Source organism: Pseudobdellovibrionaceae bacterium, assembly GCA_023898385.1.
Lineage (GTDB): Bacteria > Bdellovibrionota > Bdellovibrionia > Bdellovibrionales > UBA1609.
Map to the genome: position 1 here is coordinate 2,277,656 of CP060220.1, position 24,557 is coordinate 2,302,212.

Sequence of the window (24,557 nt, forward strand, 5' to 3'; positions counted from 1 at the left end):
CATGAACTTTTGAACTCGAACAAGTAACTCAAACGCAGGTTTAGGCTAAATGTGTTATCCCTGGCAAGCCCTCAACTATTTTTCTTTGCCCACTTGAGCCACGCATTGATCTGCGATCCAATCTCACTCAGACGTTCTGATATCACTTGAAACTCACCACCGCTGATGCCCTTGAGATCATACAGCAATCGATAATAGGTCCACAATACTTCAACTTCGAGGCTGACCTGAACAAGTATTCGAACTCGAGACACTCCCGCATGGGAGTTCGCTAAGATGGCCCCTTTAAGAACCCGTAAACAAGACCGACTGATGTCTGAGCCCAAATCGTACTTCAATAGCTTCGGCAGCTTCGCCTTAAGGTGATAAGACTCGCGAACCAAGCTATAGCTCAGTTGGTATACCGGTAAATGCTGATATCGTGCCACATTCAACCATCTGCGGCCTGCACAGGCCACTGGAAAAAATTATTAAATCACTAAATAATACAGGCCACGCCTAGCGACCAACACACCGAACCGCCCCTGTGACGTCGCGGAAGCTGTTGCCGACGAAGCCAGAAGATCCGAGGAAGCCCCAGGCGAGGTCTCGATAAAACGAAACCACCGAGGCGGACCACTCAAAATTGCCATCGGCATCCGGTAACACAAAGCGAATGCCATTCGCATTGGCTACGTTGTAATCGTAAATGGTTGGCAGCCGCCAACGCACAGCTGGCGTAGACGCCAACCCTAGACTTCCTTTGCCTGCGTCGTCAATGGCGCCATCTGTGCCCGTGAAGTAATTCTCACCATCTTCGTAACAAGCGCTTATGGCCTTATTCCCAGGGCCTGTCCCGGTTGTTTGGTAAGTGGCATTGTCGCAATAATTATTGGGGTCATCTTGGGCAAACGGGTTATTGGTAATGAAGTTGCTGCCGCTGGCTTTACACCAGTTTAAACTCGTTGCCACTTTTGACGACCACAAGAGTCCTGTTCTTTCATCGCGCCAGACCTCACGGCCCGCACCGGCTAGAGAGCTCCCTAGGTCGCCTTCACGAGTGACCAGCTTCCAAGCCCCCTGCCCCGCATTGCCTTTAACAGCACCATCCCACGTGGCCTCAGTGCCTATGATGCCATTTGCCGCACAGTCCGCTATTCTCTGATCAACCGTGCCTGAAAGACCACAGGTGGTGGTACTCCACCCTGTGCGGTTTACGTAGGTCACGTTGCCACCTGCGTAGCCATCATCGTCTAGCAGAATGTCTGGCACGTCCCGGTACCCTGCTGGTAGGTCGACACCAGCATAAGTCGTCACCTCATCACTTTGGCTGATCTGGGTGGTCCCGAGATTTCGATGGGCGTTGGCTGCCAAGCTGGATGCGCCAGCACTGAGTGACCCTGTCACACCGAAGATCGTGACACCATTTGCAATATTGCCAGGTGTAAGATCTGAGTCTTGAGCTGTGCAGGTTTGCGCGCCAGAATAATAGCCTTGGGGAATTGAAAAAGTGACCTCACCGTCACTGCCTATGACATTGCTGCCCTCTGATGCCGAAAAATACCCAGGCTCCACCACACACGGCCCGGCATTAAAACCCTCCGAACAGGGATTGGACTGACTCGTCACCTTAACTGATCCCTTGATTGAATTGTCTCCGATTTTGCAACCTGACAACAACAGCACGGCCAATGCCAGGGAACTGGCGCCTACGACTAATCGGTAAGTTTTCATGTTTTTTGGGCGGCATTTTGTCATGCTAAAAACTCCATCTGGTTTGATGAACTTCATATCGGTCGTTGGTCCGAATTACTTGATCGGATTTTTTGGGTTTTTTTAGGCTTCGGTTGATTTTGTCAGTGAAATGGCGGGGAACGTTGATTTTACTTGAAAAACTCCAAGTCTTCTTGGTGAAATTTAATGTCTCAAAACAATAAACACCAAGAAGAACAAGGAGTTAGCAATGCGTCTTAATTTAGATAAACTGCGAAGGGAAGCCAAGAAATTTCGAAAAAAAGATAAAAATCTCACCTTGAGACTACTTGCGTTGATAGAACTGGCTAAGAGGGAACATTCTGGCAACCTTTCGGACTTAGACTATGAACTTGTGGGTCTGGAAATTGGCAAATCTGGCCGCACTGTTTATCGCTGGAGAAAGAGTTATCTCGAGGGTGGACACAAAAAACTAGCACCGAGAAAGGCACCAGGGCGACAAGCAGAGGACATCACTGGTTGGACGGCTCATCACATAAGGCGATGGCGCAAACTCTGTGGTTGGGGCGCTGAGGTGATACAAGCCCACCTCAAACGTTACCTTGGAGTGGAGCTGTCACTCTACCGCATCCATCGATTTTTGAAGAACGCGGGCCTTGTGGGCTCTAAGAGGCGAGCAAAGCCAGCATCTAGCCACACCACTGTCGTGAAAGTAGAGTTGCCAGGAGTGCACACGCAGATCGATGTTAATTGGCAAACGACTCTCCTTGAAAACGGCAAGAAGTGTTACGTCTATAACTTCGTTGATCACGCATCGAGGTGGGAATTTAAGAGGGCCTATGAAGGTTATGGTCACTGGGAGACTGAACGCTTTATGATCGAACTACTAAGAGCAGTGCCTTTTTGGATAACCAGTACTCAGACAGACAATGGCGTGGAATTTACAAATAAATTTGTCTCACGAATCGACGATCCATTGCCGCATATTTTGGATGAGCTATGCGACGAACACGGCATCAGACACAGACTCATACCTCCAGGAGAAAAAGAGCTCAACGGGCTTGTAGAACGCTCACACCGCATGGACGATGAAGAGTTATTCCATCGAGCAAAACCGCAAAACATCGAGCAGCTCAATGAATACCTCGAACAGTATTGCCAATGGAAAAACTCTTGGCGACTTCGAAAAGCTCTCGGATGGAAGTCTGCTAACGAGTACCTCTTGCAGTACCCTCAAGTGCTAAAACCCGGGGCTAAAGAAAAATTATTGGTTGCCGATACCCAAAGTGAGACAACCATGAAGGCAGCATAAGTCACTGACACCATCAACCGCAGTCTACAATTTTTTGGGTTTTTAACGGAGGGAGCAGCTTCGAATTTTGTAGGCGAATGGTCTTATTTGACGATTTTGTAGGCGAATGGCCTCAAAATGAGTCATTTGAGACCTTCTAGAGTTGATCTGGCACACTAATTTTTTACATATAAAGAAATTTACTCGCTAATTTGCCAAAACCAAATTGGTCAAGAGCTACTTCAGCCCCCCTCACCTTCATCTGTCGCCATGCCCTCCTAGCCCAAAGGTGCCCTTGCTGCCGCCGGAGGAGACTGACGGACTTATAGTTGGCCCTTTGACCCATAGATTGGAATGCATGACGAATACACTCGACATCTTTATATATGTCGAGTATACTCGACATATATTGCAACCATTGGATTTTTATGGATTTTTTTGAAATATCTAAGGACTGGCTGCCAAGACGTTCAGACGAGATTTGGCGCCGAGACCTGAAAATAGCTCCCCCAAGTCCTGATTTGGTCACGGTGATCCAAGGGGTTCGCCGATGTGGCAAATCCACCTTTCTTGGTCAACTGGTCGATGACTGGAAGCTTAAAGAAGGTCAGTGTTTTTTCATCAATTTTGAAGACCCACGTCTGATTGGTCATTTGCAGGTGGAGCTTCTTGAAACTCTTTACGAGCAAGTGAAAAAACACCATCCCACGGGCCCAATACATTTCTTTTTTGACGAAATCCAGGTGGTGCCCAATTGGCAAAAGTGGATTCGCCTGCGCGTGGACAACCCTACTGAGGATTGTTTTATCATCACTGGGTCTAATGCGTCGTTACTGTCCGGAGAATTCTCCTCTGTTCTTACCGGGCGTCACAAAAGCTATGAGCTATATCCTTTAAGCTGGAATGAAGTCCAATCGGCGTTTCCAAAAAAGAGCTTTGACAACTACCTATTACAAGGAGGTTTTCCTCGGGCCTTGAAAGAGAAAAACGCTCAACCACTTCTGGCGCAGTACTTTCTTGATATTACTGAACGTGATCTACGAGAACGGCTTAAAGCAAAATCTTCACTAAAAATCCAGCGCCTAATAAAAATGGTTTTTGAATCCGTAGGCGCTGAAATGAGCCTTCGAAAACTCGCTCCTGCTGCTGGAATATCGGCGGACACAGCGTCTCTGTATTTGGAGGCAGCGCAAGCGGCCTACTTACTATTTAGCTGCCCGTATTTTGCTTTTTCAGAAAAGCAACAAGCTTATCGAAACCGCAAATACTACGCTATTGACCCCGGCTTGAGAAAAGCCGTGGCGACAAATACCGGAAAAGACCTAGGCAAAGACTTCGAAAATTATGTATTTCTAGAATTAAGAAAAAAGTATCCACAGGTTTACTATTGGAAGGGAAAAAGCGAAGTAGACTTCGTAGTTGAAACTAACTTCGGCGTGCAGCCTATACAGGTCACCTACGGCGAGGTCCAGGCTCGACACGAACAAGCTTTGGAGGAGTTCTACTTAGCACATCCCAACGCCCTGAATCCTATGTATATAACTCCAGAAACCATTGCAGAACATCTATAACCGTTAGGTCACCTCAGAGCGAAAGAAATTTACTCGTTCGACCTGCGTTTCAAACAAAAAGATCTATTGGGACTCTAATTTCGGCCCCTTTTCTTTTCAACCCTAGTTTCGACAGTCGAACCTATACCCCACAACGTGTTATGGTGCCCATGGGAGACAGTGAAATAAAGCAGTACTGAACCAAGAAAGGAAAAAGTCCCCTCTCCAGTACGAGAGTCGGCGAACCTCGGGGCCATCGGTAGATTTCAGGGATTCGAGACGTATATGAACGAGCACTAGGACATAATGCGAAGGACGGCCACACGCTGCAGCTGTACAGCTTCGCATGCCGTGTCCCAGAAGTCCCAAGCTGACCGCTCCCACGGGCAGAATTGAGAGATACCACGATAGGGCTAGAGCAAAAGCGTTAAGTCCCGCATAAGGCAAGTCGGGCTGAAGTAGCTCTTGACCAATTTGGTTTTGGCAAACTAACGAGTAAACTTCAGTATAACTTGAACGATTTTTTCACTTTTTCTTAGGCTTCGGTTGATTTTGTCAGTGAAATGGCGGGGAACGTTGATTTTAGTTGAAACCCGCCAATGGTGTTCGCGGTCAGTGTCTCAAAACTAGATCCAACATTTAACGTCGGCCGGGTCGAATGTAAGCCGGCTTATGATCAAAGAAATAGAACTTCTTTCCTCTGTATGTCCAACCCAGCTGCCTGCGCCAAATTTCAGCCAAATAGAGGCTCCCCAAAGCCAATCGATCCACTATCAGTTTTTTGTGAGCCGAGGCGGCCTTAGCTATATCGGCTCGTCCTACCTCTTTGTCCACTTTCAATACCTCTGGTAAATGGCCGACCGATTCACTGCAGAGTTTTTGCGACAACTCAAACACGCTTAACGCTTTGTTTTCTTCTTTAAATTTTGGCCATCTCTTCTGAGCCTCAACAAACACTTCTCCGGCCACGGCCGGCTCAAGTTGATCAACCAAGACTTCTTCAAAAAAAGCATGAAGGCCTTTTTGTCCCGTGAGTTGCCCGTCATAGTTTTCACTGCAGTGGAGAGGCTGTGACAAATCCGCGACGTAATGGCCCATCACGCCCGCCAATGACAGCCACTGACCTTGAGTTTTTTGATACTTTTTAAGGTTTTTACCAGCCTTGTTTTCTTTTAGCTTGCTCGTTAACTGCGTTAGCTTTTCATTGAGTTCAGATATTCTCCAAAGTGCTCGACCGGCTAGTAGAGGAACTTTTTTATTTTTTTCCTCAAATTCTTTTCGAGAATTTGCCAGCTTATCGGTGGTTTTTTCTCGAAGAAAAATTTCCGTGTCGTGAAAGTGTTCGGCTCTCTCAATGGGGTACTTGCCCGGAAGGCTTTTCCAGACAATATCTGGCACATTGTTGTAATAGCCCATGCCCCACGAGTGACTCCCCAACATTTTAGCCTCGATTGTAGGGTCACGATCTAACAACAGTGCGGCCGTCTGCCCCACCGTAGCATGACCCCACTTACCCCAGGCATGGGCCTGAGATTGTGCAAAACTAACTCCTACAAATAAACACAATATCCAGAAACTCTTTTTCATCACTGTCTCCTAGCTCTTCAATGCCGCTTTTGTTTTTACCCATTTCTGATAAGCCTGATTGAGGTCGTCGATCTCACAGTAAGTCTTAATGTAGTTTTCCATTTTTCGCTCTACACTGAGGCGTATCAAGTTATCTAGTCCACACTTTCGATCCAACATTTCTGCCAAAGCTTGCGACGCCCGATACCGATATTGAAGCTGTAGCGGATCGCCTTTGAGTGGGTGCGCCAACTCTTTAACATCTTTCGGAAAAGGGTGTTTCGCAAGCCACTTGTAGTCTACTTTTTTTGAATTAGAGAGGTGATTTGCAAGCCCCTCTTCGAGCCACTTAGGAATTGCGGATTTGTATTTTTGGTAGATGATCACATGCACCAGTTCGTGCCCAAAAATGGCATCAAAATTATCGCGCTGAATCTTCGGGCCTAAATGTATTTCTGTCTTTTCTGGTGAGTTGATTGTTGCAGCGACTAACGCCGAACCATGCCCATGAACTTTTTCGAAATCCGTTTGCGAAGTGTACCACTGAGTTTTGACTCTTCGTGTGGACCATTCCAACTTATATTGAATTCTATTGGCCACTTTTTCTACCTGCGTGGCTTTGAGCCACTGGGGAGCATTGGGCATTATCACCTGATTGGTTAAAATCTCTTTGGCCAGACTCACTGTTGACGTAAAAACAAAAGCCGCACTTATCACAAAAACCCTCAGTTGCTGCATAGGATTCCTTAACTTCTGGTGGTTGAACGGTTCAATACGGCCTCTATTATCATTCCTTATGACTTTTTCTGACAACTGCTGATCTTATGCGTTTTCACTAAATCCACAGTTACCGCTGCCAGAGCCCCAATCGGAAGCTTTTTTGGCCACTGGCGGAGACCATTACGGGTCCTATTTTTGAAAAATATTACGTACACCAAAATAATTAAAACGGGCTCCTGCCGCACCACGCCGATTTATATGAATAAAATCAGGCCCTTACAGTGCTGCGCCTAGCTCCCAATGGGACTCGGCCGAAAGTTCAGAAAAATTTTGATTGCCTTAGCTTTGTAATTGTCTGTAATAATACGCTCTTAGGCCTTTATGAGTTAAGTTATTCGTTTGAATCACCCTTAATTTGTATCCGGTCTCAGGTGTTAACATGCTTACAAATGAGGGAAGCAATGAAAGTCTATGTAGGAAACCTTCCTTACGAAGCGAGCGAACAAGAGCTCGAACAACTATTTTCACAATCGGGTGAAGTCATTTCGGTTGCCATTATCAAAGATCGCGATACTGGCCGCTCGAAAGGTTTTGGATTTGTAGAGTTCCAAGAAAAAAACTCTAGCGACAATGCCATTTCTGAGTTTGATGGCCACGAACTCCACGGCCGAAAAATTCGTGTGAGCGAAGCTCGTGAAAAGCCTAAAGGCGACCGTCCACCACGACGTGGCGGCGGCGGCGGTGGCGGCGGCCGTTGGTAGTCGAGTCCGGTCTGATAAAGGCTGCGACTTTCAAAAAGTCACAGCCTTTTTGGCTTAAGATTTTGATGAGCCCAACAGATCGCGAATTTCTTCCAACAGTTTTTCTTGACGAGGCGGCTCCGATGGAGCCGTTTCTTTTTGCTCCTGCTCTTTTCTGGCTAAGGCGTTTACCGCTTTAATAACAGCAAAAATCACTCCGGCAATAACCAAGAAATCTATCACACTTTGCAGAAACAATCCGTACTTGATAGTGACGGAAGTGTCCCCGCCTGTCCCCGGCTGAAGAATAAGCTCCAACCCACTGATGTTCACGCCTGCTATTGCCAAAGCTAGCGGCGGCATGATCACATTGTTTACCAAGGATGATACGATCTTGCCAAATGCCGTACCAATGATAATACCGACAGCCATATCAATAGCATTTCCTTTTACAGCGAAGTCTTTAAACTCCTGAACCAGTCCCATACTAGGCCTCCTATGTTGAGTGATAGGTAGCAATCTTATTTACTTTGAGCCATTGAATTTTGGAGTTTGTGACTGAGACTCTATATAACTTTGAAAAAGAGCCCTATTTTTTCCCGGCAACCCGAATTGGCTGTTCGCCGATTCTTCTACCGATTTGAGTAACTTGGGCCTCCGCCCCTACGGCTCTCTTCTATGAGGTTCCCTCTTCTGGTGAGTGTCCTGGACGTTCACACACACCCAGCTTTTCTGCAGCCCAATTGGCAATTGCTGTACTACGGGTTTTACTATAGAGTATGCCTTTCTCTTATGGCCAACAGGCTAATATCCCGTTGGCAGGTATGTCCTAATACCAACGGAGCGCCCCATGAACCCCTGGCACGATGTAAGCCTCGGCAATGATGTCCCCCATTCCTTTCCAGCTGTGATCGAAGTACCAAAAGGATCAAAAAATAAATATGAACTGGATAAACCCACTGGGTTGATTCGGGTGGATCGTGTCCTGTTTAGCTCGGTTCAGTATCCGGCAAATTATGGTTTTATTCCAAGAACCTACTGTGAAGATAACGACCCCTTAGATGTGTTGGTTCTTGGCCAGGAGCCCGTGCACCCATTATCAATTTTAATTGCAAAACCCATAGGCCTTATGAAAATGAGCGACCAAGGGGAAACCGACGACAAAATTATCGCGGTACATGCCAATGACCCTGAATACTCTCACTACAACTCTATTTCTGAGCTTCCACCTCATCGATTGGCTGAGCTAAAGCGATTTTTTGAAGACTACAAAGCTCTTGAAAACAAAACGGTGGTGGTAGAAGAGTTCTTGGGCCCCACTCATGCAATAAAAAGCATTGAGGCCTCCATTGAGAGATACTCTAAGAGTTTTCCGCAGAAATAAATTGCCAAAATACTTCAACCTCACATCTTTGAAGCCCATAAAAACAACGTGGCAAAGCGACGCTTCTGGCGGTTTTTAAGATTAAGCAGCATCCCATGAAACATTTGGCTTCTTCTTTTTTCGCGCACACTCTCTAAGGTAAAGGTCCATTAAAGTTTGGTAATTCATTCCAGTCTCAGAAGACAAAGTCTTAAAATATGCAATGGTCTCAGCATCAATGCGTATGGTTATTTGTTTTTTTAGCATTTTTGCATAAGGGTTCTTCTTGGATTCTGAAAAATCATATTTTTTTCTCATAGATATCTCCCGTATGAATTTCGTTCAGATTTATCTGCTTTTCGAGCCGAAATGATCCTGACCAAATTATCTTGTTCTCGATAACAGTGGCAAACCACCAATATTCTCAGCTCAGCACTAATTCCCAATATGATGAATCTGTCTTCATCTTTGGAATGATCCGGGTCATGTATTAAACGAGCGTTGGGGTCAGCAAAGACGCTTTCAGCCTCAGAAAAAGAAACCCCATGTTTTGCCTTATTTGCTTTGTCTTTTTTGGGGTCCCATTCAAATCGAATCATCGTTTAGTAGTATAATTATTTTTTAATTATAAATCAAGTGATTTTTGGGCTACAGCACCACCAATACCCTTTACTGACCTATTTATTTTCTCTAATATGTATGCAGAATGTGGAAATCTTGGGCTCGTTGTATCATTGACTCCAATGGCTCAGCGTTGGCTGTTGGCGGTTTTTTTAAGGAGAATTGCATGAAATTATCCATTTTATTTTTATTGTTAACATTTTCGCTGCAAGCCCGGGCCGAAAGTGCTCTGACAAATGCTACTTTCGCAGGAGGCTGTTTCTGGTGCATGGAATCACCCTTTGAAAAATTGGCCGGCGTGGATTCAGTGGTTTCTGGATATATCGATGGCACCGTGAAGAATCCCACTTACAAAATGGTTTCAAGTGGAACCACTGGCCATAAAGAAGCTGTGCAAATCACCTATGACCCACAGGTGATTTCCTATGAGGATTTGCTTGAGGTTTTTTGGCGACAGGTCAATCCTACTGATAGTGGCGGCCAATTTGTAGACCGTGGCCAACAATACACCACTGGCATTTTCTACCACAGTCCCGAACAAAAGGCGGCTGCAGAAAAATCAAAGGCCCAATGGCAAGAATCACCCCGCTTTCAAGGTAAAATTGTAACCCCAATTATTGCCGCCAGTGATTTTTATCCAGCTGAAGACTATCATCAAGATTACTACAAAAAAAATCCGCTTCGCTATAAATACTATCGGTATCGATCGGGGCGGGATGAGTACATTGACAAAACTTGGGGCAAAGACAGAGATTATCATCCAACAGGCAAGGGCATGAGAATGAAAACTTACGAAAAACCATCTAAAGACGACATTAAGAAAATGCTAACGCCTCTCCAGTACAAAATCACACAGCGAGACGGTACAGAAAGAGCCTTTAAAAATGAGTATTGGGATAATAAAAAGTCCGGAATCTATGTGGACATCGTAACGGGTGAGCCACTTTTTAGCTCTATAGATAAGTTTGATTCGGGTACCGGCTGGCCATCATTTACCAAGCCCTTGGAAAAAGAACATATCGTTGAAAAACCTGACAATACGCTTTTTACGAAACGAACTGAGGTTCGATCTAAGGTCGGCGACTCTCACTTAGGTCATGTTTTTAACGACGGGCCCCATCCCACGGGCCTTCGCTATTGCATCAACTCTGCCTCGTTGCGATTTATACCTGTAGAGAAACTCAAAGATGAGGGTTACAAAGAGTACGTCAAACTTTTTGAATCGATCGCTAAATAGTGCCCCGGATGTACTGTTGCCTTCGAGTCTCCGGAAGCTTTTCGATGGCATATCTCAGCATGGTTCGAGGCATCTTGGTGTGGTATTTTTTTAAGAATTTTTCTAATAGGCCTCGGTCTTTTTTGCCCACTTCGCGCAGCACCCAGCCAACGGCTTTATGTATCAGGTCATGTTCGTCATTCAACAGTATCTTTGATAGTTTTAGCGAATCACTATAATCATTTTTTGAAATAAACCACATCGTAGAGATTATGGCTATTCTCCGAGTCCACAGATGTTCTGATTGGGCCCATTTATATAGAATTTTGCGGTCTCTATTGTAAAGATGTCTTCCCACAATTTTATGGCTACTCACATCAACTAAATCCCAATTATTAATACACTTGAAGTTTTTGATGTAAAACTGATAAACCTTCTCCCGTTGAACGTCGTCGGCTGCTTTAGCGTATTGATTAACGAGAATGATCACCACCGTAGAACGCACTTCGTGATAGGGTGAACGCAGCAGCTTCTGAATGTCTGATAATTTCAAGTCACCATACTGTTTTGCCACTTGCCGCAGCACCGGCACGCGAATCCCCAAAAACACATCGCCTTCGCCATACTCACCCGGTCCCGTTTTAAAAAAACGCTGGCTGTGCTCAGCAACGGCTGGGTCAGCTAGGTTTTTCAATTCTTTCAAAATTTTCATAGTCTCTCTCAAATCCAGTGTCGAAGCACGTAAGCCCCCGTTATCGGAGCGCGAGGGGGGCCTTTTTGACCGCATCCAAATCTCAAGCCTTAAACCCAAAGCCGCTCCATATTGGATACTGAATTAGTTTTATTACCAATTGGAGAAAACTCTGCCAACCTATTTGGATAGATACTCGTAGGCCTCTTTGATTTTTTTGAATGACTCTTCCAGATTTTCTCGAATTTCTTGTGGAACCTCGGAATATTTATCTGGATGAAATGCTGAACTGGCCTTTCTGTAGGCCATTTTCAGATCATTTTTATTGGTTCCCTTTGAAATACCCAAACGTGAATAGTAATCCGATGAGTGAGGGTCAAATTTCTTCATGGCCTGCTCATACCTTTTAAACTGGTCTATAGCTGTGTTGGCACTGACGCCTTGCCCCCCGCCAATATTTCTGAAGTCTGACTCGCTGTAAACGTAAGTGTACGGACGGCCGCCACTATTATAGGTGCTACTTCTTGCCTGCTGGGATGAGCTCGAAGATTGATGGCTACTCCCACTTGCACCAGCCCGATTGGACTGGCTCCCGCCATATCCACCGGCTGAACCATCAGCACGGCTCTTGCCTTCCAAATCCTCGAAAAACTTTTTAGATGAGGCACTAAATCTTGCCGTGTACAATTCATCATCGGACAGTAGCCGGGAGCGAGCGCTCACCCCATCTTCGACAACCTGTATTTCAATTCTATCTTTCTTGGGGTTGTGGACCACTCGCCCCGCCAAACGCATCCCAGATTTGGAATCCACAAATGAAAAATACTGCTCTTCACCTGAAAAATGTTTAACTCGCCAGGCCTCACGGAAGCGTTGGGTATCAACACTTGTGTTGACCCCATTAAATCGATCTTGGCTAGTCCATTTCGCTACATCTACGTTGCGAAATTCGGCAGCAGCCGTACGACTCGTCCGCAACGTCTCAATTTCGGCCTTTGAAAGTGCGCGAACCTCTTCCCCCGAAGGCAAAGTTACATAGACTTGTCCATTCTCAACGCGATCAATCTTTGCAGCCAATCTCTGGCCCGATCCCAAAAATTCGAAAGATATATAGCGATCGCCTTCTTGAATGTCCTTATCTACATATCGCTGACGCCAAATCACCTCGTCCTTAGATGGTGGATTGAAGTGTTGGCGCGCTCGCCCGTTCACTCTGGCACTTTGAGCTTCCCTCGGTGATAGCAATTTTTCAAATGCCTCTCCCTCGGGTCCGCGGTCTGGGTCAAATACCTTGACTCGAATTCTGCCATCTTCAGTTCGTCCCATGTATTGGGCAATCATTTGCTTTCTTCGGATGCCATCTTCGAACGATATATATCTAGCGTCACCACCCACTGAAACATCCTGAAGGGCTTCGCGAAATTTTCTCGCTGTGATATCTTTTGTATCTTCTGGCCGAATGAAAGATTCGTATTTCTGGCGCGAATTGGCTGCATTTTTTCCACTGAACGCATCTTTGAGCTTTTCAAAAATACCCTCTGATTTGCACGAATTGCCTGCGGACGCGGAATATCCCGGCAAAGAATAAAAACTCAAACTAAATAAAATAAAGAACCCTATTAGGTGCCGAGAAGACATTTACTCACCTCCTCGTTTGCAGTTTGGATGGCTTTTTTAAGCTCACTGTCACCCACTCTTGAACTGGACATCAACTTGAACATGTCGTCTATCTCAGAATCCGAGCGACCCACAAGACTTGAGAGCAGAACTTCTATATCATCGCCGGTATAAAGTCCCTTTTCTCGCCCCTTCTGTAGTTTCGCTACGGCCGCCCGATGCTCTTTAGAAGATAGCTTTGTTAAGATTCCAGCATATTTGGCATCAGCGTTGAGTTGACTTGCAAAATCCCCCTGCTTCCCCAGCAATCGCCCAAGAGTTCCACTAGCTCGTAAACTTGAGGCCACTCCTGCCCCGCCAAATCCAACTAAACTCAGGCCCGACTCCATCAGGTGATCTTTGGCGCGCTCGATGTTGTCTTCGATTTCAATCATTCGGTCGTATTGGTCGGGAGTTTGAACCTGCGCCATCCGCGCCTTTATCATTTGTTCTTTCTCTGATCCAAAATGCTGAAACCCTGCCGCCCCGATGCCCCCTCGTGTCGCCGCCATGGCCGCACCAGCCACGATACCAGCTTTGCCTAATCTTTTTACACCTTGAGATGCGAGGGTCGAGATTCCCTTTACAAATAACCCGGCTCCTCCAACAGCAACAAGGCCAAGAGAAGCGGCATCTATGGCTGTCATTATAGATTCAGCAGTGCTCCACAGATGCTTGTTTTTTGCATCGGCCTGGTCGATCTCAGCTATCACCTGACACACACTCCCGGTCTGCTCAGGTAAATTCATTAGTGCCTGTCCTACAGCAATTGGCGATGTTTTAACCATCTCATCAAGGGATTGTGGTTTTTGACTGTCTTGAATGTAACGCCTTACGTCCCCTCTTACTTTTATGAGTGCCGACGAAATCAGAGCCGCAACAGATTTTTCTTTGCAGTTGTGCCGGCCTCCCGCGCAGGTGGCTATTAGAGGTGAATGCTCACCTTCAATGTATTTTTTCCGACTTCCACCCACAGTGCGGCTATTGATCTCATCGAAATTTCTGATTTTTCCCATTTTACTTTGAATATCTGATTTGAATATCAAAGAGCCCAAAGTGTCTGTTGTGTAATGAACATACTTTTTAGTGTACAAATCATACTGTGAATAGGCTTGGTCTTCGCCCTCACTGCTATCTTTCTTCAGATTGGCCACCTCGCGAAGTTGTAGATTGAGGTCCTGGATTCTTTTGTTCACTTCCTCGCCAGCTGATTTCGCCGTGTAGGTTGGCAAGTTTTGGCGTCCTATCGCGTCCTCTATCTGGGCCTTGGCAATATTAAAATGTGTTTCAAGAAAGGCTCGGTCTTCATTTGGACACTTTCCGCCACACACTTCAGTTATCGCTTCTTCTACTGTTTTGGGAAGCTCTTTCGAATCTGGAAACTGATGGCCGTACTTTAGGAGGCTGGTTCCAGCATGCACTAAACCCATCATTCGTATGTTATCTTTGAAGGCTCTTTGCGTTGATGCTTGAAGAGCCGCTTTAACGCCTGATATATTTTTATCAAAGCTGTTATTTTTATCGCGCCCGGTAAGATTAAATGCAAAACACGGATCGAGCGCAGCAGCCCCAGCTAAAATTTGGGTCTTTATCTGCCGATTGTCCGCAGTCATACTCAAACAGCGGTCCATGGACTCAGATATGTTAATAAACCGTGAGAGTTTTTCATGTTGTTCGCGCATAGCTCGCTGCTCAGAAGCAGACTTTGATGCGAAGCCTTTGCTTTTTAAAAACTTGGACTGCTGCGTACGCAACTGTTTGAGGCCATCAAGATTTTTTCCCAGATAAGAAGACGGTGGCATGGCAAATAGGGTGTCATCTGCCATGGCAGACGTTAAGTTGATTAAATTTGCCACCACCAGAGCCAACAAGCTTGGATACAATACAGATTTTGTCATACCTCACTTATCGACATTTTCACTGTCCAGTTACACGGACCAATGTCGAGAAGTAAATCTATGTGCGAAAAACCTGGGTAGGCCTGTCGCACCACCGATCGATATTACGGGCGAATGTCACAAGCCTTGGCAAAGTCGTTGAACTTCCATAACGCGAATCTAAAATACCTCAGCTCAGGTGATGCCTAAAACAGCTCGTCTAGAGCAAGTTCGTAAGTTGAGAAAAATTGCATGACGTCGCAGTAGCTAATTTAGACTAAACATAACAAGCATTGTCTGACGATGATGTTGAAACAGAAAACTTTCACCAATTACCAATTAAGTGCCATTTGCAAAGCAACAGTAATGCGCAGTAGCCACAAAAGGAAGCAGGTACTAATGGAGAAAAACAGATCCCCATTGCTGGATACAGTTCTTAAACATTTTTAGGTTGCGCGAATTTACCAACTTGTTGGCAGGTGCCCTAATGCGCAGTAGCCACAAAAGGAAGCAGGTACCTAGTCTAGTGATCTCGGCCGAGACGGCGTTTGCAATAGTCGGCGGAGGCCTCGTTACGGCAGGCGGAGTAGATGTCACCCCAGTCGTGCGGTATGGCTTTGGGCTTAGATTGACAGCCCATGGCCAAGAACGCTCCAATGATAAAAAATATCGCTTTTTTCATATTTAACTCTTCGGGCCAATGGCCATAAAACTTTAGGACTAAATGCTCTGCCTGGCCCAAAACACGCCTTGTTTGGCGGAAATTAGGGTGTTTTTTTGGGGGGCTTCGGGGCTCGACCATGGTCGGGTTGCCTATCGACACCCTACCATGGTCGGGTTAAATTGAGACCATCGACGAATGGCCTAAGTCATTGGAGATAACTCGCTTGAGTCAGAATCAATTGGGTTATCCCCTCACTCGGGCCACACTCCCGATTCACTTCTAAGGGGACTTAGCAATGAAATGGCTTACTTTGACAGTATTGATGTTTGCAGCCCAGATCGCACTGGCCTCTCCCAATATCGGAGATCAGGCCACCTATACTGGCAATGCCATCACCAATACCGGCGTTGTGGGCATGACCCTGTCTAAAGAAATTCTCAACTACGACCACCGCACGAACACGTATTTGGTGAAAACAGATTATCACGATGACCGTGGCACCTTTGTTACTGAAACCGAAGTCGTGGCAAGACGGGATCTTATTTCGGCTGCCGATGGTGCCGCATTGATGGAGCGATGTGGTGATAGTGAAAAACAAGTTAAAAGCTCCCCGGCCGGTGAATTTGAAACCTGCAAAATACAAAAATCAGAAGAGGGGTTCACCGTTCACGAGTGGATCAGTGCTGTACCCTTTGGTCTAGTTTATCGCACTGAATCCATCGATGAAATAACCTATGTGGATTGGCGACTGCTCAGCTTTAAAATCGGCGAAGGTATTCACTAGCAATTAAAATCGATTTAAGTTGCTCACCAGAGTTGTCGATAAATCTTTATGATTTTTAAATTTGCCAGACAGATCGCAATCCTGCTTATCGCCACCCTTTTGGCGTTCAGTCCTGCCTGGGCTGGTGAAAAAAAACTGCCCCGCAAACTCCCTCCCCGCCTCCCCGCTTCATTTGTTGAGGGTTTAAAGAAAGTAAAGAAAACCTGTAAAGCGTATTCGGCCCCACAACAGGGAGCCAATGTCTTATTTGAAATTAAAAAGGACCGAAAAATCTGGCTCACTGGGTATGACCGTTTTTGGTATATTGCCTACACTAAAAAACGAAAAAAAGTTTACGTTCACGCAGACTGCTTCTAGGTTAATTTTGCCTTAATTGATTTCTCAAGAACATTCACTAAAAACTCATGCTCTAAAGATTTGACTTCGTCCTCTAAAGTCTCTGGCGTCCCGTCTGGATTCACTGAAAGTGCCACTTGCGCAATGATAGGTCCTGAGTCGTAATCGGACACAACCCTATGAATGGTGATGCCGGTGACTTTCTCTTTAGATGCCATGACGGCTTCATGAATTTTTCGCCCGTACATGCCCTCTCCCCCAAAAGCCGGCAAAAGACTCGGGTGAGTGTTGATGAGTTTTTCACTGAACTCTTTAATAACGAGGGGGCCGATTTTTCGTAAAAAACCCGCTAGCACGATAAGATCTGGCTCTAAGCTTTTTAGTGCCAATAGCAATTTTTGATCCCACTCAGCTTCTGAGGCCTCACTCACTCGATCCACACAAACTACCGGAACTCCAAGCTGCTCCGCTTTTTCTGCCGCCGCCACACTGGGCCGACTCACCACTAGTGCCTTTATTTGGGCGGGAATTTTGCCCTGCTCTATGGCCTCCTGAATGGCCATGAAATTAGTACCCTGCCCTGAAGCCAGCACCACTAAAGAAAATTTACTCATCTCTCACCAACGAACAATCCTTTGACCCACTTCGTGCCTCAGACTTATAGCATAAGAAGAGGGGATACCGAATCGAATACTGCCACACCCATTGGCAAAGTGGAGGGGGATATGCGGCCTATTTTGATCGCTTTTTTAGTAATCTTATCCGGTTCAACTGGATTTGCGGACAACAATAAATTCACCGAGATTCTGCACGCGCACCGTCATGCAACGGACTTCCATGCCTGGCAAGTTGACCCACACAATCCGAAAAATCTACTCCCTCAATGGCTTGTGGAAAATTCAGACCTGCACCTGCCTGATGAAATTTGTGAATCAATGCGTAGCCTACCATCTGAGGACTTATTGATCTTTTACCCTTTTCTTACAGAGACCGAGGAGGGGCAAACGCTCCCCTGCACCCTGGATCTCACCGACAAAATTGACCGCTATGTCAGTCACAAAAAAATGACCACTCGGAGCCTTCAATTTCGACGGCCGTTACAACAAAAACATTTTTCACATCGATCACTTAAATCTTCAAAATCGGGCACTCGCCGAATTCCGATAGCCACTGATGGTGGTCCCGTACTCGTCACCGGTGATCTTAGAGTGGGCGAAGTGGCGCTCACCTTTGACGACGGTCCCCACGTGAAATGGACACCTGACATTTTGCAAACCCTCTCTGAGCACAACACGCAAGCCGGTTTCTTTACAGTGGGCCAAAATGTGCGGCGACATCCCCAGCTCGTTGTGGATGAGGCCCATCAGGGCCACATCATTGGAAACCACACTTGGAGCCACAAACAGCTCCCAAAAATCAGCTATGGCAGCGCCCTAAAAGAAATCAACGATGGCTTTGTTGCCATTCATGAAGCGCTCAACTTTGACACGCCCTTGTTTCGGTTTCCCTATGGGGCTCGCACCAGTCACCTGCGCAGTTATCTAAAAAACTCAGATGTCTCCGAGTTTTTTTGGAACATGGACACTCTGGACTGGAAGATCAAAGATCCTGAAAAATTACTAGACTATGCAATCAAGCAACTTGATGCGGCCGAGCGAGGAATTATTCTGTTTCATGATGTTCAGCCTCAAACCGCCGCCGCGTTGCCTTCATTTTTATTGGCCCTTCAACAAAGAGGCTACCAAACGGTGGTTTTTGTCCCAGAAGATTGGCCACACACTCTGCCAGAAAATCCGCTTCCATGAAAATTGAAAGATTGAGCGACACTTCCTTGCCATCACAAAATATCGATGACGGGATTAAATCTGTTTTTTTTGCTACCAGTTCTCGGCAAGAATTTTTAAATAGCGAAGTGAAGTCCGATTTTTATGTATCTTGGACGAAATTCTATCTAGATAACTTTTCGGATCAGATTTGGCTTCTTATAAATAATGATTCTGTAGTGGGTTACCTCATGGGATGTTCTAGCAGTTTGGACGCCTTAGAATGGTTTCGGTCAAGAGTGAAAAGCTATTCTCTATTTTCAGACCTGTTTGAAAAATTTCCGGCTCACTTTCACATTAACTTGCTTGCTGAAGCGCGTGGTCACCGCTTCGGAGAAAAACTGGTGGATTCCTACCTTCAGCAATTGTGTTCGCTAAATTTAGGCGGGGTGCACATTGTCACCTCCGAAGATGCCCGGAATCAGCATTTTTACCGCCGGCTGGGTTTTTATGAAACAGTCGTTCGCGAATTCAATGGCCAGTCGCTTTTATTTATGGGTAAATCCCTGACCTGAATATTGATCAAGTTTTGGTGTTAAAAATTTTATGCCCACATGTTTTTGCTGCGTCGTCGTTGTTGGTTGCCTGCCTGTGAATACCTGATCTGATTAATGTTCGGATTTCATTATCAAAAAGTACATGTCGCCACGCTCTTGCTGCACAGAAGATGCTTCTTCTGCATAATAGGACTCACCAAAATAAAGATCCACTCTCGCCTTGCCTTTGATGGCGCCCCCGGTGTCTTGGTCTAAATAAAACCGTGAGTAATCCACATAATTTAGCTTCTTCGCGGTTTCCAGGCTAGAGAGTGATTGAAGATCCTCACTGAGCCGTCTGGTTTTTATAAACGTCGGGAGCCCTTTAAAGCGATACAGCTCGCTGTCAGTGGCAATAGATCGTCGATCAGTGAGGGGCACGCTGTCGTTGCCTAAGGGAGGATGATCTGTTTTTTTGAAAAACACATAAGAAGGACACGTGGAATAGATCTCTTCGGCCCGGTGCGGGTTTTTACGCAGAAACGCCCTCTGAGCGGCAATGGAGGGGTTGTTGATCAGACCCTTTTCTAACATATACTTAGATATAAATTGCCATTTCTTTTTATTGGTCCCATTAAATGAAATATAAACGTCAGTTTGTTTCTCAGAATCATTAAACTGTAACTTCCCGCCACCTTCTACGTGAAGAAGATAAAGCTCAAAAAGGTCGGGGCCAAAGCCGAGCTCAAGGCCACGCCCTTTTAGTAGGCCTTCAAAATCTATTTGCTTCCGAGTTGCTGCTGCATATTTTGCATCCAGGGGTCGTTTATAAATGGCATGGGGTGAGTGATTGTCGTGGCGCTTTTTAACGGGAATTGTTGGCGTGAAGTATCCTGTGAAAAATACCGGCTTTTCTTCGCCGTATCTTATGTCGCCAGGTTTAAGATCAGGAATGTAAACATTAAACTCTCTTCGAATTTCATCGTTGAATCTTTCATAGCAGTAGTCACGAACACTCTGACTAGGAGTCTCGCCCAGACAGGTCGTGGTGGCCACGGCTAGCCTCTTTAACAATTCCAACGAGTGACCCACTTGTTTTAAGGGATACACGTCCTCACCCAACTGAATGGTTCCATTGAGGTTTTTTTGAGCAAATCGGCTCAGCTGCCTGTTGATCACCGTGTCGAGTAACTCAAAGTCTAGATCATCAATAAACTGCGGGTATTCATGTTCATGAAGGCGACGGGTGGGTGTTTGATATTGGCGGGGTTTGCCAGTAATTGGCTTAGGGTTAAAATCCCCCTCTGATGGAGGCACTTGAAACTGCGGATTTTCTGGTTCGATCTTTTCAGAGCCTGAGTTATTGCCGGAGATCTCAACAGGCTCAATGGTTTTTCGGCCACACGAAACCAAAACCAACAATGATAGAAATAATGATTCGACGAGATAGGATCTTTGCATTTTCCCTCCTGACGCCACTAGAAATCAATTCTATGGCAACAAAGAGGGAAATGTTCCTCACACAAATCTAATCTGGACGTTGGTCCTTATGCTTGGGCCACTTTTTGCTTTATGGTTCCAAAAATATTTTGGCCATCAGGGCCCAGCATTTTTATTTCGATGGTGTCTCCCACCTTCATAAAAGGCGTTTTAATTGCACCCTCGTTGATTTTCTCAATCATTCGTTTTTCAGCCAAACAGCTACTTCCTCTTGAGGCATCTTCGTTTGAAACCGTGCCACTGCCAATGATTGTCCCCGCTTTTAAGTCGCGAGTTTTTGCGGCATGGGCAATAAGTTCACCAAAATGAAAATGCATGGCTCCAGCATCAGCGTTTCCGAAAAACTCGCTGTTATAATCTACAAGCAGGGGCAAGTGAATGCGACCCTCACGGTAGGCGAGTCCCAACTCATCTTCAGTCACTGCAAAGGGAGCAAATGCTGTTGACGGCTTCCCTTGAAAAAAACCAAAACCCTGTTTGAGTTCTTCAGGTATAAGGCCCCGCAAAGAAACATCATTGATAACTACAAACAAAATAATATGTTTAAGTGCATCTTCAGCAGACACTCCCATGGGGGTATCATCTACAATCACCCCGACTTCGCCCTCAAAGTCGGTGCCATGAGAAAAATCGCGTTGGGGAATGTCGTCGGTGGGGGCGAGAAAACAATCACTACCACCTTGGTACATCAGCGGCACAGTGAGTAGAGTTTCTGGTAGATCAGCGTTTCTCGCTTTTCTCACAAGTTTAATATGATGAATAAATGCTGAGCCATCGGCCCATTGAAAACTTCGGGGCATGGGCGAATGAAACTGCCTTTCATCCACGCTGAAGGTCCCTGGCATATCACCCTTATTCAATTTATCGTAAATGGCCTGCAACTGGGGGCGCACCACTTGCCAATTTTCGACGGCTTCGCGAAGACTGGGTGCGATATTTGTAGCCCTAACCGCCGATTGGTTGTCTTTGCTGACAACGACTAGTTCGCCATCTCGCCCCGTGCCTTTGATACTCCCCAATTTCATATGGACCCTCCTTGAGCATTCCTTTGCTAACAGGCGCCATTGAATGCCTATGGTTTGCACCTGCAGCCAAAACTAGACTATCATGTACCCCTATAACAAGGCTGGGTCAAAGCCCCTGAATCGGCTAAAAACCCTGTCACAACCTGTATTTTGCAGGAGAAGCGATATGGCGCCAACTATGACTCTTTACAGCTATTTTCGGAGTTCGTCTTCTTATCGCGTGCGAATCGCGCTTGAGCACAAAGGCATCAAATATGACTACAAGCCAGTGCATTTGCTCCAACAAGGGGGCGAGCAATTTTTGCCTGAGTTCACTCGGATTAACCCTGGCCAGCAGGTGCCTACACTGGTGCACAACAACTCTGTCATTGCACAGAGTATGGCCATTTTGATTTACCTTGAAGATTTAAAACCTGAACCCCAACTGTTTTCTTCAGACCCTGCTGAAAAAGCAAAGATCATTGAGCTTTGTGAAATCGTAAACAGCCGCATTCAACCTCTGCAAAACTTAAAGGTGCTTAAAGAGGTTGTGAGCCGTTACGGTTTAAATGAAGATCAGAAGCTTGAATGGGCTCAATTTTGGATCAATGACGGATTAAAGGCTCTCGAGGGCGTGCTTGATAAAACAGCTGGAAAATTCAGTTTTGGTGATTCCGTCACAGCAGCTGATTGTTTTCTAGTGCCGCAAGTTTACAACGCCCAGCGATTTTCAGTGGATATGAATTCTTATCCCCATATTAGCCGGGTTGAAAAGAACTGTCTTGAGCTACAGGCCTTCCAGAAGGCACACCCTTCTTCGCAACCTGATGCACCTTCGAATTAGCAGCCGGTATGCTGTTGGTTACAAAGATGTAAACAACTCTAAGCGTTGCACCCAATATCATTGTGCCCACGGCCAAATGCAGAACCGTCAAAAGGGGTGGTGTTTTCAATAGGACATTGGCAATTCCCAAGCCCACCTGCACTAAGATAAGCCCCAACAATAAAACTGACCACCTTCGAGCATTGGCGTGCACCCGAGAGCGCGCCACCGCGAGAGCAAAGCCCAAAGCTGCGACAGTCACGATATAGGCTCCCAGTCGATGAATCACCTGAAGGCCAATCACTCCAGAAAATGTCGGAAACCACTGCCCGTGACAAAGCGGAAATTCCGTACACACCAGTGCTGCATAATGTGAGGCCACAAGCCCTCCAAGTAGCAACTGTGCATACACCAATGCTAACATGACATATGAAAACCACTTCATCCCAGCTTCGGGCCGGTGGGCTGCACCCACTTCTTGTTTGTCACTGATGCCCATATAGATCCACAATAGACAGGCAAACAGCCCCGTCCCTAAAGCCAGATGCAGAGTCACTACCTTCGCATGTAAAAGAAGTAAGACCGTGAGGCCACCCATAATGACCTGAGCAATAATTATGGCAAAAGAAAGCCAAGCTAAAAACTTAATACTCTTTTTTATTTGAGGGTGTTTGATCACCTTAATATTCAAAACAAAGACGGCTATGGCCACTACTCCAGCAAGAACACGATGAATAAACTCAAAATACACTTGCGGATGATAATCAGGTATAAAATCGCCAAAACAAAGAGGCCAATCCGGGCACGCTAGGCCAGCGTTCATAGCTCGCACGGCTCCACCAAAAGCGATGAGAAACAAAACTTCTAATACTAAAAATTTATAGGCCTTTTGAACTGAAGAGCTCATCATCAGATGTTCACCAAATAAAAAAGCCACTTATCTACAACAGGCACACCGATAAACACCAAAAGGCTTAGATTCACCCACAAGAAAAAGTGAATCCATCGCTGGCGTCCATCTTCTTTAAAGAATTTAAAGAACTCTAAAACAATCTTAACAGCCAGTGGCATAACCAATAACACGTATAAAATGTTGGCTTTGAAAAACAGTGGCAGCGACAACGCAAGCCCTGCGTATACAAAGGTGTATAGCCCGATATGATAGAGCGTTTTCTCTACACCTATACGCGCCGGCAGCACCGGGAATCCACCTTTCTCATAATCGTCTTTATAACGGATGGCCAAACTCCAAAAGTGTGGCATTTGCCACAAGAACATGATTAAAAACAGATACACACTGTCCGGCGCGAAAATATTAACATCGTTAACCGCGTATCCGATCACCACTGGCATGGCGCCAGGAATCGCTCCAGGAACAGCGGCAAAAGCCCAGCTTCGTTTCCAAAAAAGGGTATAAAGGCCGTTATAAAGCAACACGGTCAGTGCCGCCAACAGGGCGGACATCTGAGAAATAAGAGCCAATAGACCCATACCCGTCACACAAAACACAATGCCCATAGCATAGGCTTGCCAGGGCTTAATGACCCCATTGGGAACAGGTCGTCGCGCGGTTCTTGGCATTTGCAAATCCCGCCGCCACTCCTGGGCTTGGTTGATAGCAAAACTCCCTGAGCTCACTAAGTAGAGGCCAACAAGCAAAATAACTGGGTCTAAGTACTCAAGCGGATGCCCAATGGGATAGCTGACAGCGTACCCCACCAGTCCGCTTACCAATACGAACAATACGATCCCTGACTTGGTCAGGTCTAAATAGGTTTTCATCGGTTCCCGTGTCCTTTCGAGCCCACACCTATAAGGGCCCAAAACATCTCACCTACATGGTGCTAAATACAGGGATGCGGCTCACGATGTCTGTATAGGTGAAGGCAAATAATACTAACAAGAAAAATACGCCGGTTAAAAACACCATCAAGTTGAGTTTATTGTCGTATTTCAAGTGCATAAAGATGGCTAAAACCAGCGACGCCTTCACTGTAGCAATAAGCATCGCAATAAACGTATTTAGAAATCCAAAGTCTACACCTGTGACGGGTTTAGCCACGGCCACGGTGAGCACCGTCAAAACCAACAGGACTGAAATCACCTTGGCGTAGGTCGCAAGCGGTACTATATGATGGCTGCCTGAATCTGATGACATAACAAA

Annotated in this window: 26 protein-coding genes; 9 read left to right on the forward strand and 17 right to left on the reverse strand. The window is 45.9% G+C overall.

What is annotated here, in order from left to right; genetic code table 11:
* Positions 1-71: 71 nt before the first annotated feature.
* Together H6626_10345 and H6626_10350 are read right to left on the reverse strand one after the other, a co-directional pair.
* Positions 72-428, reverse strand: a complete 357-nt coding sequence (locus tag H6626_10345; protein USN46608.1) for a four helix bundle protein — start codon at positions 426-428, stop codon at positions 72-74.
* Between the two features lie 70 nt (positions 429-498).
* Positions 499-1,737 carry a DUF1566 domain-containing protein gene (locus H6626_10350; GenBank protein ID USN46609.1) on the reverse strand — a complete coding sequence of 413 codons (1,239 nt, stop codon included), beginning with the start codon at positions 1,735-1,737 and terminating at the stop codon, positions 499-501.
* Positions 1,738-1,942: 205 nt separating this feature from the next.
* On the opposite strand from H6626_10350, the gene H6626_10355 reads away from it, so the two are divergent.
* Both H6626_10355 and H6626_10360 read left to right on the forward strand, forming a co-directional pair.
* The gene (locus tag H6626_10355) at positions 1,943-3,004 is read left to right on the forward strand and encodes a DDE-type integrase/transposase/recombinase (GenBank protein USN46610.1); all 1,062 of its coding nucleotides are present in this window, start codon (positions 1,943-1,945) and stop codon (positions 3,002-3,004) included.
* 407 nt (positions 3,005-3,411) lie between these two features.
* Positions 3,412-4,554, forward strand: a complete 1,143-nt coding sequence (locus H6626_10360) for an ATP-binding protein (GenBank protein ID USN46611.1) — start codon at positions 3,412-3,414, stop codon at positions 4,552-4,554.
* Positions 4,555-5,172: 618 nt separating this feature from the next.
* Here the strand turns inward: H6626_10360 and H6626_10365 are convergent.
* Together H6626_10365 and H6626_10370 are read right to left on the reverse strand one after the other, a co-directional pair.
* On the reverse strand, positions 5,173-6,120 hold the full coding sequence (locus H6626_10365; GenBank protein ID USN46612.1) for a hypothetical protein: 948 nt from the start codon (positions 6,118-6,120) through the stop codon (positions 5,173-5,175).
* 9 nt (positions 6,121-6,129) lie between these two features.
* Complete coding sequence (locus H6626_10370; GenBank protein ID USN46613.1) at positions 6,130-6,837, reverse strand: hypothetical protein; 708 nt, start codon at positions 6,835-6,837, stop codon at positions 6,130-6,132.
* A gap of 443 nt (positions 6,838-7,280) precedes the next feature.
* Between H6626_10370 and H6626_10375 the strand changes: the two genes are divergently transcribed.
* Positions 7,281-7,580, forward strand: coding sequence for an RNA-binding protein (locus H6626_10375; GenBank protein USN46614.1), 300 nt, complete (start codon positions 7,281-7,283; stop codon positions 7,578-7,580).
* A 54-nt stretch (positions 7,581-7,634) separates the two neighbouring features.
* On the opposite strand, the gene mscL is transcribed toward H6626_10375, so the two are convergent.
* A complete protein-coding gene (mscL, locus tag H6626_10380) occupies positions 7,635-8,045 on the reverse strand; it encodes a large-conductance mechanosensitive channel protein MscL (GenBank protein ID USN46615.1) in 411 nt (136 codons plus the stop codon).
* Between the two features lie 364 nt (positions 8,046-8,409).
* Here mscL and H6626_10385 point away from each other — a divergent pair, with 364 nt between their 5' ends.
* A complete protein-coding gene (locus H6626_10385; protein USN46616.1) occupies positions 8,410-8,943 on the forward strand; it encodes an inorganic diphosphatase in 534 nt (177 codons plus the stop codon).
* An 81-nt stretch (positions 8,944-9,024) separates the two neighbouring features.
* Here the strand turns inward: H6626_10385 and H6626_10390 are convergent, their stop codons facing one another.
* Together H6626_10390 and H6626_10395 are read right to left on the reverse strand one after the other, a co-directional pair.
* Entirely contained in the window at positions 9,025-9,240 is a 216-nt protein-coding gene (locus H6626_10390; GenBank protein ID USN46617.1) for a BrnA antitoxin family protein, read from the reverse strand.
* Positions 9,237-9,521, reverse strand: coding sequence for a BrnT family toxin (locus H6626_10395; GenBank protein ID USN46618.1), 285 nt, complete (start codon positions 9,519-9,521; stop codon positions 9,237-9,239). The genes H6626_10390 and H6626_10395 overlap by 4 nt, the downstream gene beginning before the upstream one ends.
* 188 nt (positions 9,522-9,709) lie before the next feature.
* Here H6626_10395 and msrA point away from each other — a divergent pair, with 188 nt between their 5' ends.
* The gene (msrA, locus tag H6626_10400; protein ID USN46619.1) at positions 9,710-10,780 is read left to right on the forward strand and encodes a peptide-methionine (S)-S-oxide reductase MsrA; all 1,071 of its coding nucleotides are present in this window, start codon (positions 9,710-9,712) and stop codon (positions 10,778-10,780) included.
* Here msrA and H6626_10405 read toward each other — a convergent pair.
* The 4 genes from H6626_10405 to H6626_10420 all read right to left on the reverse strand — a co-directional run bounded on the left by H6626_10405 (position 10,773) and on the right by H6626_10420 (position 15,665).
* Positions 10,773-11,471: a DNA alkylation repair protein gene (locus tag H6626_10405; protein USN46620.1), complete on the reverse strand. Its 699-nt coding sequence runs from the start codon at positions 11,469-11,471 to the stop codon at positions 10,773-10,775. The genes msrA and H6626_10405 overlap by 8 nt on opposite strands.
* 159 nt (positions 11,472-11,630) lie before the next feature.
* Positions 11,631-13,088, reverse strand: a complete 1,458-nt coding sequence (locus H6626_10410) for a DnaJ domain-containing protein (protein USN46621.1) — start codon at positions 13,086-13,088, stop codon at positions 11,631-11,633.
* Positions 13,070-15,004: a hypothetical protein gene (locus H6626_10415; GenBank protein ID USN46622.1), complete on the reverse strand. Its 1,935-nt coding sequence runs from the start codon at positions 15,002-15,004 to the stop codon at positions 13,070-13,072. Before H6626_10415 ends, H6626_10410 begins: the two co-directional genes overlap by 19 nt.
* A gap of 502 nt (positions 15,005-15,506) precedes the next feature.
* On the reverse strand, positions 15,507-15,665 hold the full coding sequence (locus H6626_10420) for a hypothetical protein (GenBank protein ID USN46623.1): 159 nt from the start codon (positions 15,663-15,665) through the stop codon (positions 15,507-15,509).
* Positions 15,666-15,942: 277 nt separating this feature from the next.
* Here H6626_10420 and H6626_10425 point away from each other — a divergent pair, with 277 nt between their 5' ends.
* Positions 15,943-16,431 carry a hypothetical protein gene (locus H6626_10425; protein ID USN46624.1) on the forward strand — a complete coding sequence of 163 codons (489 nt, stop codon included), beginning with the start codon at positions 15,943-15,945 and terminating at the stop codon, positions 16,429-16,431.
* A 353-nt stretch (positions 16,432-16,784) separates the two neighbouring features.
* Here H6626_10425 and H6626_10430 read toward each other — a convergent pair whose 3' ends face one another.
* The gene (locus tag H6626_10430) at positions 16,785-17,381 is read right to left on the reverse strand and encodes a phosphoribosylglycinamide formyltransferase (protein ID USN46625.1); all 597 of its coding nucleotides are present in this window, start codon (positions 17,379-17,381) and stop codon (positions 16,785-16,787) included.
* Positions 17,382-17,492: 111 nt separating this feature from the next.
* Here H6626_10430 and H6626_10435 point away from each other — a divergent pair, with 111 nt between their 5' ends.
* Both H6626_10435 and H6626_10440 read left to right on the forward strand, forming a co-directional pair.
* Positions 17,493-18,572, forward strand: coding sequence for a polysaccharide deacetylase family protein (locus H6626_10435; protein ID USN46626.1), 1,080 nt, complete (start codon positions 17,493-17,495; stop codon positions 18,570-18,572).
* Positions 18,569-19,105, forward strand: coding sequence for a GNAT family N-acetyltransferase (locus H6626_10440; protein USN46627.1), 537 nt, complete (start codon positions 18,569-18,571; stop codon positions 19,103-19,105). The genes H6626_10435 and H6626_10440 overlap by 4 nt, the downstream gene beginning before the upstream one ends.
* 93 nt (positions 19,106-19,198) lie before the next feature.
* Here H6626_10440 and H6626_10445 read toward each other — a convergent pair whose 3' ends face one another.
* Positions 19,199-20,527, reverse strand: coding sequence for an MltA domain-containing protein (locus H6626_10445; protein USN46628.1), 1,329 nt, complete (start codon positions 20,525-20,527; stop codon positions 19,199-19,201).
* Between the two features lie 86 nt (positions 20,528-20,613).
* The gene (locus H6626_10450) at positions 20,614-21,591 is read right to left on the reverse strand and encodes a fumarylacetoacetate hydrolase family protein (protein USN46629.1); all 978 of its coding nucleotides are present in this window, start codon (positions 21,589-21,591) and stop codon (positions 20,614-20,616) included.
* 178 nt (positions 21,592-21,769) lie between these two features.
* On the opposite strand from H6626_10450, the gene maiA reads away from it, so the two are divergent.
* Positions 21,770-22,414, forward strand: a complete 645-nt coding sequence (gene maiA, locus H6626_10455) for a maleylacetoacetate isomerase (GenBank protein ID USN49003.1) — start codon at positions 21,770-21,772, stop codon at positions 22,412-22,414.
* Here the strand turns inward: maiA and H6626_10460 are convergent.
* From H6626_10460 to H6626_10470, 3 genes are read right to left on the reverse strand one after another with little or no spacing between them, the layout of a single operon-like run.
* A complete protein-coding gene (locus H6626_10460; protein ID USN46630.1) occupies positions 22,329-23,303 on the reverse strand; it encodes a heme A synthase in 975 nt (324 codons plus the stop codon). The genes maiA and H6626_10460 overlap by 86 nt on opposite strands.
* A complete protein-coding gene (locus H6626_10465) occupies positions 23,303-24,175 on the reverse strand; it encodes a protoheme IX farnesyltransferase (protein ID USN46631.1) in 873 nt (290 codons plus the stop codon). Before H6626_10465 ends, H6626_10460 begins: the two co-directional genes overlap by 1 nt.
* A 52-nt stretch (positions 24,176-24,227) precedes the next feature.
* The gene (locus tag H6626_10470; GenBank protein ID USN46632.1) at positions 24,228-24,551 is read right to left on the reverse strand and encodes a cytochrome C oxidase subunit IV family protein; all 324 of its coding nucleotides are present in this window, start codon (positions 24,549-24,551) and stop codon (positions 24,228-24,230) included.
* Between the last annotated feature and the right edge of the window lie 6 nt (positions 24,552-24,557).

Coding starts and splice junctions, on each gene's coding strand:
- H6626_10350 (USN46609.1), bottom strand. CDS start 1,737: ATGACAAAATGCCGCCCAAAAAACATGAAAACTTACCGATTAGTCGTA.
- H6626_10355 (USN46610.1), top strand. CDS start 1,943: ATGCGTCTTAATTTAGATAAACTGCGAAGGGAAGCCAAGAAATTTCGA.
- H6626_10360 (USN46611.1), top strand. CDS start 3,412: ATGGATTTTTTTGAAATATCTAAGGACTGGCTGCCAAGACGTTCAGAC.
- H6626_10365 (USN46612.1), bottom strand. CDS start 6,120: ATGAAAAAGAGTTTCTGGATATTGTGTTTATTTGTAGGAGTTAGTTTT.
- H6626_10370 (USN46613.1), bottom strand. CDS start 6,837: ATGCAGCAACTGAGGGTTTTTGTGATAAGTGCGGCTTTTGTTTTTACG.
- H6626_10375 (USN46614.1), top strand. CDS start 7,281: ATGAAAGTCTATGTAGGAAACCTTCCTTACGAAGCGAGCGAACAAGAG.
- mscL (USN46615.1), bottom strand. CDS start 8,045: ATGGGACTGGTTCAGGAGTTTAAAGACTTCGCTGTAAAAGGAAATGCT.
- H6626_10385 (USN46616.1), top strand. CDS start 8,410: ATGAACCCCTGGCACGATGTAAGCCTCGGCAATGATGTCCCCCATTCC.
- H6626_10390 (USN46617.1), bottom strand. CDS start 9,240: ATGAGAAAAAAATATGATTTTTCAGAATCCAAGAAGAACCCTTATGCA.
- H6626_10395 (USN46618.1), bottom strand. CDS start 9,521: ATGATTCGATTTGAATGGGACCCCAAAAAAGACAAAGCAAATAAGGCA.
- msrA (USN46619.1), top strand. CDS start 9,710: ATGAAATTATCCATTTTATTTTTATTGTTAACATTTTCGCTGCAAGCC.
- H6626_10405 (USN46620.1), bottom strand. CDS start 11,471: ATGAAAATTTTGAAAGAATTGAAAAACCTAGCTGACCCAGCCGTTGCT.
- H6626_10410 (USN46621.1), bottom strand. CDS start 13,088: ATGTCTTCTCGGCACCTAATAGGGTTCTTTATTTTATTTAGTTTGAGT.
- H6626_10415 (USN46622.1), bottom strand. CDS start 15,004: ATGACAAAATCTGTATTGTATCCAAGCTTGTTGGCTCTGGTGGTGGCA.
- H6626_10420 (USN46623.1), bottom strand. CDS start 15,665: ATGAAAAAAGCGATATTTTTTATCATTGGAGCGTTCTTGGCCATGGGC.
- H6626_10425 (USN46624.1), top strand. CDS start 15,943: ATGAAATGGCTTACTTTGACAGTATTGATGTTTGCAGCCCAGATCGCA.
- H6626_10430 (USN46625.1), bottom strand. CDS start 17,381: ATGAGTAAATTTTCTTTAGTGGTGCTGGCTTCAGGGCAGGGTACTAAT.
- H6626_10435 (USN46626.1), top strand. CDS start 17,493: ATGCGGCCTATTTTGATCGCTTTTTTAGTAATCTTATCCGGTTCAACT.
- H6626_10440 (USN46627.1), top strand. CDS start 18,569: ATGAAAATTGAAAGATTGAGCGACACTTCCTTGCCATCACAAAATATC.
- H6626_10445 (USN46628.1), bottom strand. CDS start 20,527: ATGCAAAGATCCTATCTCGTCGAATCATTATTTCTATCATTGTTGGTT.
- H6626_10450 (USN46629.1), bottom strand. CDS start 21,591: ATGAAATTGGGGAGTATCAAAGGCACGGGGCGAGATGGCGAACTAGTC.
- maiA (USN49003.1), top strand. CDS start 21,770: ATGACTCTTTACAGCTATTTTCGGAGTTCGTCTTCTTATCGCGTGCGA.
- H6626_10460 (USN46630.1), bottom strand. CDS start 23,303: ATGATGAGCTCTTCAGTTCAAAAGGCCTATAAATTTTTAGTATTAGAA.
- H6626_10465 (USN46631.1), bottom strand. CDS start 24,175: ATGAAAACCTATTTAGACCTGACCAAGTCAGGGATCGTATTGTTCGTA.
- H6626_10470 (USN46632.1), bottom strand. CDS start 24,551: ATGTCATCAGATTCAGGCAGCCATCATATAGTACCGCTTGCGACCTAC.